At 62.6% G+C, this 14,464-nt stretch carries 11 protein-coding genes; 5 read left to right on the forward strand and 6 right to left on the reverse strand.

The window, feature by feature from the left end:
- Positions 1-6: 6 nt before the first annotated feature.
- The 5 genes from IVB32_RS20980 to IVB32_RS21000 all read right to left on the reverse strand — a co-directional run bounded on the left by IVB32_RS20980 (position 7) and on the right by IVB32_RS21000 (position 5,262).
- A complete protein-coding gene (locus IVB32_RS20980) occupies positions 7-558 on the reverse strand; it encodes a TadE/TadG family type IV pilus assembly protein (protein ID WP_018452906.1) in 552 nt (183 codons plus the stop codon).
- A complete protein-coding gene (locus IVB32_RS20985; protein WP_018452907.1) occupies positions 555-1,115 on the reverse strand; it encodes a TadE/TadG family type IV pilus assembly protein in 561 nt (186 codons plus the stop codon). The genes IVB32_RS20980 and IVB32_RS20985 overlap by 4 nt, the downstream gene beginning before the upstream one ends.
- An 11-nt stretch (positions 1,116-1,126) precedes the next feature.
- Positions 1,127-2,689 carry a pilus assembly protein TadG-related protein gene (locus tag IVB32_RS20990; protein WP_245288362.1) on the reverse strand — a complete coding sequence of 521 codons (1,563 nt, stop codon included), beginning with the start codon at positions 2,687-2,689 and terminating at the stop codon, positions 1,127-1,129.
- Between the two features lie 296 nt (positions 2,690-2,985).
- The gene (gene argJ / locus IVB32_RS20995) at positions 2,986-4,227 is read right to left on the reverse strand and encodes a bifunctional glutamate N-acetyltransferase/amino-acid acetyltransferase ArgJ (protein ID WP_026232418.1); all 1,242 of its coding nucleotides are present in this window, start codon (positions 4,225-4,227) and stop codon (positions 2,986-2,988) included.
- A gap of 102 nt (positions 4,228-4,329) precedes the next feature.
- Positions 4,330-5,262 carry a peptidylprolyl isomerase gene (locus tag IVB32_RS21000; protein WP_018452911.1) on the reverse strand — a complete coding sequence of 311 codons (933 nt, stop codon included), beginning with the start codon at positions 5,260-5,262 and terminating at the stop codon, positions 4,330-4,332.
- Between the two features lie 361 nt (positions 5,263-5,623).
- Between IVB32_RS21000 and secA the strand changes: the two genes are divergently transcribed.
- Complete coding sequence (gene secA, locus IVB32_RS21005) at positions 5,624-8,464, forward strand: preprotein translocase subunit SecA (protein WP_204512793.1); 2,841 nt, start codon at positions 5,624-5,626, stop codon at positions 8,462-8,464.
- A 220-nt stretch (positions 8,465-8,684) separates the two neighbouring features.
- Here secA and IVB32_RS21010 read toward each other — a convergent pair whose 3' ends face one another.
- Positions 8,685-9,119, reverse strand: a complete 435-nt coding sequence (locus tag IVB32_RS21010) for a MarR family transcriptional regulator (RefSeq protein ID WP_007599198.1) — start codon at positions 9,117-9,119, stop codon at positions 8,685-8,687.
- Positions 9,120-9,297: 178 nt separating this feature from the next.
- Here IVB32_RS21010 and IVB32_RS21015 point away from each other — a divergent pair, with 178 nt between their 5' ends.
- The 4 genes from IVB32_RS21015 (at position 9,298) to IVB32_RS21030 (ending at position 14,361) form a co-directional block, all read left to right on the forward strand.
- On the forward strand, positions 9,298-10,485 hold the full coding sequence (locus IVB32_RS21015) for a substrate-binding domain-containing protein (protein ID WP_085384113.1): 1,188 nt from the start codon (positions 9,298-9,300) through the stop codon (positions 10,483-10,485).
- Between the two features lie 173 nt (positions 10,486-10,658).
- Positions 10,659-12,173: an amidase gene (locus IVB32_RS21020; protein ID WP_247369138.1), complete on the forward strand. Its 1,515-nt coding sequence runs from the start codon at positions 10,659-10,661 to the stop codon at positions 12,171-12,173.
- 108 nt (positions 12,174-12,281) lie between these two features.
- Positions 12,282-13,139 (forward strand): branched-chain amino acid ABC transporter permease, encoded by an 858-nt coding sequence (locus IVB32_RS21025; RefSeq protein WP_018452915.1) that lies wholly within the window; start codon positions 12,282-12,284, stop codon positions 13,137-13,139.
- A 4-nt stretch (positions 13,140-13,143) separates the two neighbouring features.
- A complete protein-coding gene (locus IVB32_RS21030; RefSeq protein WP_018452916.1) occupies positions 13,144-14,361 on the forward strand; it encodes a substrate-binding protein in 1,218 nt (405 codons plus the stop codon).
- Positions 14,362-14,464 lie beyond the last annotated feature (103 nt).

Raw genomic sequence — 14,464 nt, forward strand, 5'->3', positions numbered from 1 at the left:
GATATTTCAGCTGCATGGATACTGTACGGCGGAGGAAACGCGTGGAAACAGGTAATAGTTCTCGCCGATCGGGATAGTCCCGGTGATCGCATAGCCAAGGTTGGGCGTGTATTGATACGTCACCTCGCCGAGTATCAACGATGTGTTGGAAGGTGAGGGCGTGCCGAGGGCCGCTGGCAAAATCACCTGCTGAGCTACTGGCCGCGCGGTGCCGTTGAGTGCTTTGCTCCAGGTCACCGTCGCTTTGCCGCTGGCGTCCGTGGATACTTCCGACACGACTACCGTCGTATTCGCTGAGGCATAGGGAGCGATCGTCACCGCCGATGCTCCAAGCATGGTGCTTAGCGATGCATCGGTGACGCACGCGTTTCGTGACACCAGGTCCGCGACCGTGTGGGCGGTTTCGCTGACCTTGACGCTGATGGCGAGCCCGTTCCCGAGTTCGACGCCGCCCACATAGAGCAGCAGCATGAACGGCACCACAATCGCGAATTCCACCGCGGCCACCGCGCGCGTGTCGGCCCACAAGTTTCGCACGTAATGAAGCATCCGGCTCATGAGTTGACAAAGGCCTCGTTCATGAAAGCCGTGGATGACATGATCAGGCGTTTGCCATTCGACTGGTTCGCCAGATTGAAGCCGAGCGGACCTAGGAAAACCGGCCATTGATACATCACCCGCACGACAACGATGTCGCCCTGATTGCCGGGGTTGAATTTCCAGACGTTCGTCACGTTGCCGCTGCCGTCAAACGTCAGGGCTGGCGCGCCAGTGTTCGCCGAAGACCATGATCCGGCTACTTGGACGTCGATCATCATCTTGCTGCAGTCGAACAAGATCACAACGTTGGAGCAGACTGCAGTGGCAAACTGGGCTTGGGTCATGCTCGCGGCCTGCGCCTGCCCCGTCAGGATCGCCCGGCTCGATTGGTTCACCACTTGCTCCAGGAGCTGCTGGGCAAAGAAAACAAGGAAGGTCTGGATGATTCCGAGCAACAAAGCGATGAATGCCGGACCGATCAGCGCGAACTCGACCGCGGTTGCGCCGTTCCGGTCGGCAAGGAACGCGCGCCAGCGGCGGCGTTTGGTTGTGGGCACGGCGTGCGCGGCGGTCATGACTGCTTTCTCTACTGGGTCAGGCGCGGATCGGACGCGACCTTCAGGAACAGGCTCTGGAGCGCGGACGTAATGTCGTCGTCGGTCGCCACCTTTTTGTACAAATCGGGCGACGAGGCGCAGGCTTGCAGATTTGTCTCGATCTGGCTGGTCGAGCCGGTGGACGTGCTGTTGAAGGGGTAGATCCATGAATCGTACCAGCCGTTGGATGTATGTAGCGCCGAGTCGTCGTATTCGGTGTAGATCACCGCGATACGGATCTTCCTGTTCTTGATGGTGGTGCAGATCGCGGGGTCGAGCGGTTGCTGGCAGCGCTTACCAGTGAGTTTCTTATTGCAGGAGTTCGTGTACGGGTCGGTCGTGATGTTCACGTCCTCAAGGCCGTCGGTAACGAGGAAGACGACTTCCTGTGGCGTATCGTTGGCGACATTGGTGCCGTTCCCCGGAGTCGGCATGATCTTGTTGAGAGCGCTTAATCCGCCCGCAATGCTGGTGTCGGCGTCGCTATTATTGTTCGACGATGTCAGCCAGTTGTTCTTGTAGACCGGCAGGACCTGAATGTTGTCGGCCTTGCTCTGGATGGTCGCTACCGTGTAGCTGGTCGTTGTGGCAGGCGTCGTGGGAGTTCGCACCACCCCAGGTTTTCCGGAAGGTGCGAAGACCGCCGAACTGCTGCCGCTTGTCGGAGAATTGTTTAGAGCAGTATCGAAGGTATAGATCGCAACCCCATACGTATTTCTGTTGATGCTCGATATCTGATAGGCCGTATTCATCAGCGATTTGACCGCTTGCGTTACCCGATCGATCCGTAACGTGAGGCCAAGATTGCGAGCAAGTTGGTAGTTATCAATCCCGCCTGGATTGCCCAGATTGTCCGCGGCAGGATTAGTCTGGTGGCATGCGAATCCGCATCCTTTCGTCCCGGTCGATGAATCGACCTGCTTTTGCGTGTTCGCGATCAGCGTTTTGATGTCGCTCGAGGTCGCGCCGATCGCCATGGAAGGCGAGGCGTCCAGCAAGAGATAGAAATCGATGTTGGGCGCGCCCTGGTTGCGTGTCGCTGCCTGGCCTGCGAACGGCCAACTCACCTGCTTGAGCACGCTCGGGAAGGCGTTGTTTGCGGCCGCAGTGTAGCAAACCTGGACGTTGCGAACGACTTGGTTGTTTGAGTTGACAGGGTCAGCAAAGACAGAGTCCAGGCCGGGGCAGGGAGCGTAGGTACAGTAGCCCGTTGTGGAGTCGGGTTTGCTGCAATTGACGGTGACCGTGAGAGTTGGCGGTGCGGCCAGGTTGTTGTTGCTGACCAGGCCATTCGCGGTGATGTTGAAAACGTTCTTCGCTGTGGTTTGGGCGACCTGCGGGCTCTTCTGCATCATCGTCGAGGTGACGGCGGCGACGGCGGCAGCATCGACGGCAGAGTCGAGATCAACCTTCATGTGCTGCGTATGCGTATAGTCCAGCGCCATCCCGAGCAGAAAGATTGTCGGAACCATCACAATTGCAAACATCACGGCGACGTTGGCCTTGCGATTTCTGGCAAAACGATACAACCAAGCCCGAAGCATGATCTTCATCCTAATCGCCGTGGGTCCCGGCAGAGGCAATTTCTCTGGCCGATCGGGGATCGAGGACCGGGAGCGCAACCGGGCGGCCTCTGACGACCTCTCGGCAGAGCGGAACTTTGAAGATGGGCTGTTAAGTAAAGCTTACGCCGATGTCGCGAACATGGGTGGCCGAAAATCCGACGCTGCCGGATCGAGCGGCATCATTAACGAAAGCTAAAGGCAGCCAGGAAATTGAAGCGAGCTCCTCGCCCGGCTGCATGCTGGACCTCGTTCTCCGGTGGAGAACCAAGAGAGGGACATCAGATTCACGACCTGTAATCCCCGTTGATCGCGACATACTCCTTGGTGAGGTCGCAGGTCAGTACGCGGTCGCGGCCCTTGCCGAGGCCGAGCGAGACCTTGATCGCGATCTCCGGCGCCTTCATCGCTTCCGACACCTGCGCCTCGTCATAGGACGGATCTCGCGCGCCGCTCCTGGCGACGCGGATGCCGTTGAAGGAGATCGAGAGCTTGTCGCGGTCAGCCGGCTCGCCGGCCTTGCCGACCGCCATCACCACGCGGCCCCAATTGGCGTCCTCGCCGGCGATTGCGGTCTTCACCAGCGGCGAGTTCGCGATCGACATCGCGATCTTGCGCGCCGAGGCCTTGGTCTTGGCGCCCTCGACGGTGATCTCGACCAGCTTGCGCGCGCCTTCGCCGTCGCGGGCCACTTGCTCGGAAAGATTGGCGAGCACCTGGTTGAAGGCCTTGACGAAGGCTTTCAGGCGCGGGTCGGTGGCGCGACTGATCTTCGGCGCGCCGTGTTCCGCAGCAGCACCGGTGGCAAAGGCCAGCAGCGTGTCCGAGGTCGAGGTGTCGCCGTCGATCGTGACCGCGTTGAAGGTGTCCTCGACGCCGCTTTTGAGCAGCGCCTGCAGCGCGGCAGGCGCGATCGGTGCGTCGGTGAAGATGAAGGACAGCATCGTCGCCATATCGGGCGCGATCATGCCGGCACCCTTGGCCATGCCGTTGATGGTGACCTTGGCTTTGCCGAGCTTCACGGTCGCGGTCGCGACCTTCGGGAAGGTGTCGGTGGTCATGATCGCCTTGGCGGCGGCGAGATAATCGCCGGCCTCGGCGGTTTCCGCGAGCCTCCCGAGCACGCCGTCGAACTTGGTCGCATCCAGCGGCTCGCCGATCACGCCGGTCGAGGCCAGGAAGATCTCACCCTCGGTGCATCCGACGGCCTTGGCCGCGATCTTCGCGGTCAGTGCCGTGGAGCTGCGGCCGGTCTTGCCGGTGAAGGCATTGGCGTTGCCGGAATTGACCACCAACGCGCGGGCCTTGCCGCCTTTCAGCTTGGCGCGGCACCATTCCACCGGCGCGGAGGGACATTTCGACTTGGTGAAGACGCCTGCGACCGCGGTGCCCTTGTCCATCACCGCCAGCAGCACGTCGGTGCGGTTCTTGTAGCGAATGCCGGCTTCGGCCGTCGCGAGACGGACCCCCGCGATCACGGGCATGTCGGGAACGTGTTTCGGGGCGAGGGGGGAAACGGAGGAGGACATCGGGGCGCCTTGGTGGGATCTGGACATGCAGATGCCCGGCGCGGGGGCCGGGCATCACAAAGGCTTAGATACTCTTCACGTCACCGAAGTGACAGCGAATTCTTACTTCTTCGCCGGGGGCGCCATCTTGCTGTCGGACGGCTTGGCGTCAGCCGGCTTGGCCGCATCGGCCGGCTTGGCGTCCTTTGCCGCATCCGCCGGCTGGTCCAGCCGCTCGACCTTGGCTTCCGCGCGCAGCTTGGCGACGTAATCGGCCTGGGCCTTGCGGGTGACATACTGCTCGATCTGCGCCTTGACCTGCTCGAAGTCCGGCGCCTTGCGGCTGCGCTTTTCCTCGACCTTGATGACGTGCCAGCCGAACTGCGACTTCACGGGGTCGGAGATCTTGCCCGGCTCGAGCGCGAAGGCGACCGCCGAGAATTCCGGCACCATCTGCTCCTTGGTGAAGAAGCCGAGGTCGCCGCCGTCGGCCGAGCCCGGATCCTTGGACTTCTTCTTGGCGAGTTCGGCGAAATCGGCGCCCTTGTCGAGTTCGGCCTTCACCGCCTTGGCCTCGTCCTCGGTCTCGACCAGGATGTGGCGGGCGTGCACTTCCTGCTCGCCGGTGATCTGCTTGGAGGCCTCCTCATAGACCTTCTTCATGGCATCCGGGGTGGTGGCGGCCTTGCCCTCGCCGGCGAGCAGGCTGTCCATCAGCAGGCGGTTGCGGGCGAACGCGAGCCGCTTCTTGAACTCCTCGCCCTCGGCGAGCTTCTTGTCCTCGGCGGCCTTGCCGACGATCTTCATGTCGATCAGGAAGGACAGGACGTTCTCGTCCTTGGTCGCCGGGTCCATCTGGGCGAGGCTCGGCCCGAGTTCCTCTTCGGCCATGGCGACGTCGCTCTTCTTGATTTCCGCGCCATTGACCTTCGCCAGCACCGGATCGTCGGCAGCCCGGCCGGGACCCGCGATCAGCGCCAGCGCAAGGCAGCCCACGAGGGCGGTGGCGAGGCCGAAGCGCAGGCCGGTTCTGGTTACCGGGAACGAGGTGGTCATGGAAAATCCTTTTGTTGAAGCAGGGGGCTGCTCGAGCGGGGCGGACACTCGCCCAATTCAGGGGGCCTTGGCAACGCGAAAAGTCTGTCAAAATGATGAATTAGCCGCAATGCACCCGCCGTTGACAAGGCCCTGACCGGGCCATATCTCTGCCCGGTCGCGTCCATGCGATGGCGTTTATTTTGCTGCGTTTTTGGCCGTTGAACCCAGACTTGCCCAACTCCCACCCATATGGCGGATGGACCCCCCGCAGACGGGGCTCTGGCGCCCAGCAGGCGTCACGGTGAGTTGATAGGCAGGCGGGTGACAACCTCTTGGCTGCAACGCGAACGCGGTTGAATCGCGAACACAGGAACTAAGCATGATCGGCGCGCTCGCCCGCAAGTTTTTCGGCTCCGCCAACGACCGGCGGGTGAAGGGATATCAGTCCCGCGTCAACGCGATCAACGCGCTGGAGCCCGAGGTCTCGAAACTCTCCGACGAGGCCCTCAAGGCCCGCACCGTCGAGTTCAGGAAGCAGCTCGCCGAGGGCAAGACCCTTGACGACCTGCTGGTCCCCGCTTTCGCCACGGTCCGTGAAGCCGCCAAGCGGACGCTCGGCCAGCGCCATTTCGATGTCCAGCTGATCGGCGGCATGGTGCTGCACGAGGGCGACATCGCCGAGATGAAGACCGGCGAAGGCAAGACCCTGGTCGCAACGCTCGCGGTCTACCTCAACGCGCTCGCCGGCAAGGGCGTCCACGTCGTCACGGTCAACGACTACCTCGCCCGCCGCGACTCCGCCTGGATGGGCCAGATCTACGGCTTCCTCGGCCTGACCACCGGCGTGATCGTGCACGGCCTCGACGATTCCGAGCGCAAGACGGCCTATGCCTGCGACATCACCTACGGCACCAACAACGAATACGGCTTCGACTATCTGCGCGACAACATGAAGTACCGGCTCGAGGACATGGTCCAGCGGCCGCACTTCTACGCGATCGTCGACGAAGTCGACTCCATCCTGATCGACGAAGCGCGCACGCCGCTGATCATCTCCGGCCCGCTCGACGACCGCTCCGACTTCTACAACACCATCGACGGCTTCCTGCCCAAGCTCGACAAGTCCGACTACGACGTCGACGAGAAGCAGCGCACGGTGACGCTGACCGAAGCCGGCATGGAGAAGATCGAGACGCTGCTGCGCGATGCCGGCCAGCTCAAGGGTGAATCGCTCTACGACGTCGAGAACGTTTCCGTCGTGCACCACATCAATCAGGCGCTGCGCGCCCACACGCTGTTCACGCGCGACAAGGACTACATCGTCCGCGACGACGAGGTCGTCATCATCGACGAGTTCACCGGTCGCATGATGCAGGGCCGCCGCTATTCGGAAGGCCTGCATCAGGCCCTGGAAGCCAAGGAGCACGTGCAGGTCCAGCCGGAAAACCAGACGCTGGCCTCGATCACCTTCCAGAACTATTTCCGGATGTACGAAAAGCTCGCGGGCATGACCGGCACGGCGCTGACCGAAGCCGACGAATTGTTCGACATCTACAAGCTCGAGGTCGTGGAGATCCCGACCAATTTGCCGGTCGCCCGTCTCGACGAAGACGACGAGGTCTATCGCACCCAGAACGAGAAATACGCCGCGATTCTGGCCGAGATCGAGCGCGCCAATGCGCGGCTGCAGCCGGTGCTGGTCGGCACCGCCTCGATCGAAAAATCGGAAGTGATCGCCGAATATCTCAAGAAGCACGGCTATCGGCAGATCGATTTCGGTAACGAAAATTCGATGCAGAAGCTGTACGCGGCGGCCCGCGCCGGCAAACCGGCAAAGCTGTTCGCGGTGCTCAACGCGCGCTTCCACGAGCAGGAAGCCTACATCGTCGCGGAAGCCGGCGTCCCCGGCGCGATCACGATCGCGACCAACATGGCCGGCCGCGGCACCGACATCAAGCTCGGCGGCTCGCTGGAAATGCGCATCCAGCAGGAGGCCGCTTCGATCGAGGACGAAGCCGAGAAGGCCTTGAAGATCGAGCAGATCAAGGCCGACATCGAGCACTTCCGCGACATCGTGCTGAAGGCCGAGGAAGAGGTCGAGATCGAGCCCGCGAAGGGTTCGAAGCCCGCCAAGACCGTGAAGAAGCCCGGCGGCCTCTACATCATGGGCTCCGAGCGCCACGAATCCCGCCGCATCGACAACCAGCTCCGCGGCCGCTCCGGCCGTCAGGGCGATCCCGGCCGCTCGAAATTCTTCCTGTCGCTGGAAGACGATCTGATGCGCATCTTCGGCTCGGATCGCCTCGACAGCATGTTGCAGCGTCTCGGCCTGCAGGAGGGCGAGGCCATCATCCATCCTTGGATCAACAAGGCGCTCGAAAAGGCGCAGCAGAAGGTCGAGGCGCGCAACTTCGATATCCGCAAGAATTTGCTCAAGTTCGACAACGTCCAGAACGACCAGCGCAAGGTGATCTTCGACCAGCGCGTCGACCTGATGAAGGACGACAGCGTCGCCGAGACCGTCGCCGACATGCGCCACGCCTTCATCGACGACCTCGTCGCCAAGCACGTGCCCGAGCATGCCTATGCCGAGCAGTGGGACGTCGCGGGCCTGAAGGAAGAGCTCAAGCGCGTGCTCGATCTCGACCTGCCGGTCGAGGACTGGGCCAAGGAAGAGGGCATCGCCGACGAGGAGCTGCTCACGCGCATCGAGACCCGCGCCGACGAGCACATGGCCGCAAAGGTCGCGCAATGGGGTCCCGACGTGATGCGTTACGTCGAGAAGACCATCCTGCTGCAGACGCTCGACCATCTCTGGCGCGAGCATCTGATCATGCTCGACCATCTGCGCCAGGTCATCGGCCTGCGCGGCTACGGCCAGCGCGATCCGCTGCAGGAGTACAAGACCGAGGCGTTCAACCTCTTCCAGGAGATGAGCGCGCATCTGCGCGAGGCCGTCACGGCGCAGCTGATGCGGGTCGAGATCGTGCCGCCGGAGCAGGAAGCCCCGGTGCTGCCGCCGATGGAAGCGCACAAGTTCGACCCGAACACCGGCGAGGACGAAATGGCGCTCGCGAGCGTCACGCTCGGAGCGCAGGCCACCGACGCGGCGTTGCGCGATCCCAAGAACCCGGCAAGCTGGGGCAAGATCGGCCGCAACGAGGATTGCCCCTGCGGCTCAGGCAAGAAGTACAAGCACTGCCACGGGCGGTACGCTTAGCGATCAGGTGTGAGGTGCGACGTCGGCGCCTCACATTCCACTGTCGTCGCCCGGTTTAGCCGGGCGACCCAGTACGCCACGGCTTCTCGGTTCAATCACGTCAGTCTCTGGAATACTGGATCGCCCGATTAAATCGGGCGATGACATCGAGTATGGGGCGCGCGGCTCCATCTCCTTCGCCGGGACGACCGTGTGGAGAGAGCTTGCTAAACACGCCAGCTCAATTCGAGCTGTCGATCAAGCTCTCCAGCAGCCGCTTCAATTCGCTCGTCGATTTGTCGCCGTAGCTCTCGAGGATGTGCTCTTCCTGGTCGACCGCGAGCGAGTTGAGCTTCTTGCTCAGCACCTTGCCGCGATCGGAGATGAACATCAGGACCTTGCGGCGGTCGTTCGGGTCCTGCACGCGGTAGACCAGCGTGTCCGAGACCATGCGATCGATCATCTTGGTCAGCGTCGGATGGTTGAGCAGCACGGCATCCGCGAGCTCTCCCATCGAATGGCCGTTGCCATCCGACAGGACTTTCAGAATGCGCCACTGCTCGACGGGCACGCCTTCCTTGCTCAACCGCAGTTCGAGCTGCCGGTTGATCTCCCGGTTGGCTTGCGCGAGCAGGTACGCGAGGTGTTCGGTGATCGGGGTGTTCGGTTTTGCCACGGCTAAGACTTTGTCTTGACCCAAATGAGTGAATGTCTTGCAATCGATGCTGCATCTATATGCACTTCAATTCTTGAATATTCAATATTTTCAAAATAGGATATTGCCCAACAATAGGGCGGGTGCCGCGGCCGCCTGCTGAATGAGCTTTCAAGTCTGGTATCAGACAGGAGTTGGCGTGCGCGCGACGGTAAACTTCCCGGCTCACGGCGGTCCGGCGTTACCGCCGTCCTTGCTGTTCAGGAATCTGTCGCCCGCGGCAGCGGATTTCGACCTGTCGCCGGCTGATGCGCATTTCATGAAGCGCCGCGGCGCACACAACAAGCTCCGCATCGGGGGCTTCATTTGCTGCACCGGCTCGCCCGGTGTCTGGGGCCCGTGCGCGACAAGCAGCGCGCAGCTCGCGGTCGCCGAGATCAACAAGCGCGGCGGCATTCTCGGGCGCGAGATCGAGCTTTCGATCTACGATGCCGGCGGGCCGCTCGACGGGATTCTGAGCCGCGCCGAGCAGGCGATCGCTTCCGATGAGATCGACCTCATCGTGGGACTGCATACCAGCGCGGTGCGTGTGGCGCTGCGCAAGGTCACGACCCGCCACCGTATCCCCTACATCTATACGCCCGTCTACGAGGGCGGCGAGCAGACGCCGGGTGTCATGGCGATCGGCGAGACGCCGCGCTGGCAGAGCCGCCCCTCCATCCACTGGCTTGCCGACGTCAAGAAGGCGGCGCGCTGGTACCTGATCGGCAGCGATTATGTCTGGCCCTGGCAGTCGCACCGCGCGGTGAAGCGCTACATCAAGGAGGCCGGCGGCCATGTCGTCGGCGAAGAGTTCGTTCCCCTCGGCGAAGACAACCACGAGCCGCATCTGGAGCGCATCCGTGCCGCGAGGCCTGACGTCGTCCTGATCTCGTTGATCGGCACCGACAGCATCACGTTCAATCGCGCGTTCGGCGAATGCGGCCTCGGCGCCACGACGCTGCGGCTGGCCGGGGCGATGGACGAGACCGTGCTGCTCGGAATCGGCGCCGACAACAGCGAAAATCTGTTCTGTGCCTCCGGCTATTTCCCGGGCATCGGATCGCGGGCCAACGACGACTTCCAGAGCCGCTATCGCGCGATGTTCGGACCGAACGGCCCCCCGATCGGCTCGCTCGGTCAATCCAGCTATGAGGGACTGCGCTTCCTTGAGGCCGTGGCAAACAAGGCGGGCACGTTGGCGATGGGGCCCATGCTCGCGGCCGGCCGCAACATCGTCTATGGCGGCGCGCGCGGCCCCGTCACCGTCAGGAACGGTCATACCCGGATGCAAATGTATCTCGCCGGCGCGGATGGCCTCGATTTCAAGCTGATCAAACCGATCTGACGCCGGCGCCCCATCTGCAAACGCCCGAATCCAAAATAATACTTGAAAAGGAAAATATTTCCGTCTGTAATATCAAGGTAGAGCCGATGGGCGCGCCCGCACACGCGCGCCAATGAGGCTCCAATGCCAGGGATTCCAATTCCAGGGATCAAGAAGCCTTTGAGGAGAGCGCCGTGACAGTTGTCCTTCCCACGCCAGCCCAATTGCGCAGTGTCGCCGACCAGTGCGGCCTTTCGCTGAGCGACGACGATGTCGCCTCGTTCCGCGGTCTGATGCAGGGCTCGATCGAGGCCTACAATCTCGTCGGAGCCATGCCGGACGAGGTGCCGGAGGTCAAATATCCGCGCACGCCGGGCTATCGGCCCTCGCCGGAAGAGAACCCGCGCAACGCCTGGTATCGCAAGTCGACCGTGAAGGGGGCGGCGAGTGGCAAGCTCAAGGGCAAGACGGTCGCCCTGAAAGACAACATCATGCTCGCCGGTGTTCCCATGATGAACGGCTCGGCGACGCTCGAAGGCTACGTGCCCGATTTCGACGCCACCATCGTCACCCGCATGCTCGATGCGGGCGCCGAGATCGCCGGAAAAGTCCATTGCGAATCCTTCTGCATGTCCGGCGGCAGCCACACCAATGCGGTCGGCGCCGTCCACAATCCGCACAAGATGGGCTATTCGGCCGGCGGCTCGTCGTCAGGCAGCGGCGTCGTCGTCGCGCTCGGCGAAGTCGACATGGCGATCGGCGGCGACCAGGGCGGTTCGATCCGCATGCCGTCCTCGTTCTGCGGCACCTATGGCATGAAGCCGACCTGGGGCCTCGTGCCCTACACCGGCATCATGCCGATCGAGGTGTTCGTCGACCACACCGGCCCGATGACGGCGACCGTCGCCGACAACGCGCTGCTGCTGGAGGTGCTGGCCGGCGACGACGGCTACGACCCCCGCATCAAGGCGCCCAAGGTCGAGGAGTACACCAAGGCGCTCGGCCAGGGCGTCAAGGGCATGAGGATCGGCATCCTCAAGGAAGGCTTTGAGCAGGCGACGGCCGAAGCCGCCGTGAACGAGAGCGTGCGCGAGGCCGCAAAGCGATTCAAGGATTTGGGCGCCACGGTCGAGACCGTTTCGATCCCGATGCATCTCATGGGTCCCGCGATCTGGACGCCGATCGGCACCGAGGGCATGACCCAGACCATGATGTATGGCGACGGCTATGGTCTGTCCCGCTCCGATCTCTACTCGACCACGCTGATGGACTTCCATCGCGGCTGGCGGCGGCAGGCGGATTCTCTGTCCGAGACCACAAAGCTGTTCCTGCTGCTCGGCACCTACATCAACAACACCTTCGGTCCGCGCTATTACGGCAAGGCTCTCAACATCTCCCGACGCCTGACCGCGGCTTACGACAAGGCCTTCAAAGACTACGATTTGCTGCTGCTGCCGACGACGCCGATGAAGGCGACGAAGCTGCCGGAGCCCACGGCCAGCCGCGAAGACTATGTCGCGCGTGCGCTGGAGATGATCTCCAACACCGCGCCGTTCGACATCACCCATCATCCGGCGATGTCGCTGCCCTGCGGCATGGTCGACGGCCTGCCCGTCGGCCTGATGCTGGTCGGCCGCATGTTCGAGGAATCCACCATCTACCGCGCCGCCCACGCCTTCGAGCAGATCGGCGACTGGAAGAAGATGTGAGCGAGGGACTCATGCAGACGGACGTAACAGGGAAGCGTTTTCGGACGCGTCAAGACATCAAGCCGGAGCCCCGTTCCGATTCCTTCGGAACGGGAAAGGCTCCGGCGCATGGCTAACGCGTTCGTCGCGGCGTTCGAGATCCTGAGCTTTGGTGCGATCATCGTCCTGATCGTGCTGGGGCTCGGGATCATCGCCAGCATGATGGGCATCTTCAACTTCGCGCAGGGCGAGTTCGTCCTGCTCGGGGCCTACATCACCTATCTTGCCTACGCCAATGGCCTGCCGATCTGGGCCGGCATGGTCGCCGCACCATTCATTGTCGGCGCGCTCGGCTTCGTGCTGGAGGCGCTGATCATCCGACGCTTCTACGCAGCCCCCATCGTCGCCATGCTCGGCACCTATGCGCTCGGCCTGATCATCCGCGAATCCGTGCGCGGCTTGATCGGCGGCTTCTATCTCACCGTGCCGGAGCCGATCGGCGGCTCGATCGATATCGGTGCCATGCACATCTCGGCCTGGCGCTTCACCATCATCATCATCACGGCGCTGGTGATGGGCGGCTGCTATCTGCTGCTGGCGCGCACCAGCTTCGGCCTGCGCGTGCGCGCTACCCTGGAAAATCCTTCGCTGGCCCGCGCCTCCGGAATCTCCACGCCGCTGATCTACGGCGCCACCTTTGCGTTCGGCGCGGCGCTTGCTGGCCTTGCCGGCGCACTGATCGTGCCGGTGTTCAGCCTGTTCGCCGATCTCGGCCTGCGCTTCCTGATCCAGGGCTTTGTCGCGGTCATGGTCGGCGGCGTCGGCTCCTTCATCGGGCCGGTCGCGGGCGCCGGCGTCATCGGCACGCTCAGCGCCGCGCTGCCCTGGGTGATGGCGCCCGTCGTGGCCGATGTCCTCGTCTTCGTTCTCGCCATCGTCTTCATCAAATTCCGGCCGCAGGGCCTCATTGCTGGAAAAGGGGTTTAGTCACATGTCCGATCGTTCTCAGCTCTCCCGTCGCCGGTTCCTTTCGAATCTCGCCTTTGCCTCCGGTGCAGTCGCAACCGGCGTCGGCAGTTGGGTGATCCCGGCGCCCTGGGCCAATGCGGCCGAAGCCCCGATCAAGGTCGGCATCGCCACCGACCTCACCGGGCCGATTGCCTACGCCGGCAATGCCGACGCCAACGTCGCCAAGATGGTGATCAAGGAGATCAACGCCGGCGGCGGTCTGCTCGGCCGCCCGCTCGAGCTCTTTGTCGAGGACACCGCCTCGAACGAATCCGTCGCGGTCGGCAACGTCCGCAAGCTGATCCAGCGCGACAAGGTCGACATGGTATTGGGCGGCATCACCTCGTCGATGCGCAACGCCATCAAGGACCCGATCGTCGCGCGCGGCAAGACGCTCTACATCTATCCGCAGCTCTACGAAGGCAAGGAGTGCACGCCTTATCTGTTCTGTACCGGGCCGACGCCGGCGCAGCAGTGTGACGAGTTCATTCCCTGGCTGATCAAGAACGGCGGCAAGAAGTTCGCGCTGCCGAGCGCCAACTATGTCTGGCCGCACACACTCAACGTCTACGCCCGCAAGGTGATCGAGGCCAACGGCGGCGAGGTCGTGTTCGAGGAATACTATCCGCTTGACCAGGTCGACTTCTCCTCGACCGTCAACCGCATCATCTCCAACAAAGTCGACGTCGTCTTCAACACCGTCATCCCGCCCGGCGTCGGTCCGTTCTTCAAGCAGCTCTACGAGGCCGGCTTTCTCAAGAATGGCGGACGGCTGGCCTGCGTCTACTATGACGAGAACACGCTCAACATCAATCAGGCGGCCGAGATCGAGGGTCTCGCCAGCTGTCTCGATTATTTCAAGGTGCTCACCAAGGAGAACCCGTTCGACGCAAAAATCCAGGCGGCCTACGAGAAGGATTTCCCGGGCAACTTCCTGTTCGCTGCCGGCAGCGCCGCCACCGGCACCTATCGCGGCCTGAAACTGTGGGAAGCCGCCGTCAAGGAAGCCGGCAAGGTCGATCGCGACTCGGTCGCCGCTGCGCTCGATCATGCCAAGATCGCCGAAGGTCCCGGCGGACCTGCCGAGATGGTGCCGGGCAAGCGCCACTGCAAGATGAAGATGTACACCGCTGTCGCCAAAGGCGGGAACTACGAGATCGTCGGACGCAGCGACGGACTCGTCGATCCCAAGGAATGCTAGAGTCGAATGCCGAAAGCGATGGGCGCAGCGAAGCAGGCAGTCCCCGCCGAGATCGGCGGGGAGCAGAACGTTGCCATGGTTGAACACGGATCAGCAGGGCAAG

The sequence above is a fragment of the Bradyrhizobium sp. 23 genome (assembly GCF_023073295.1).
GTDB classification, from domain to species: Bacteria; Pseudomonadota; Alphaproteobacteria; order Rhizobiales; family Xanthobacteraceae; genus Bradyrhizobium; species Bradyrhizobium canariense_D.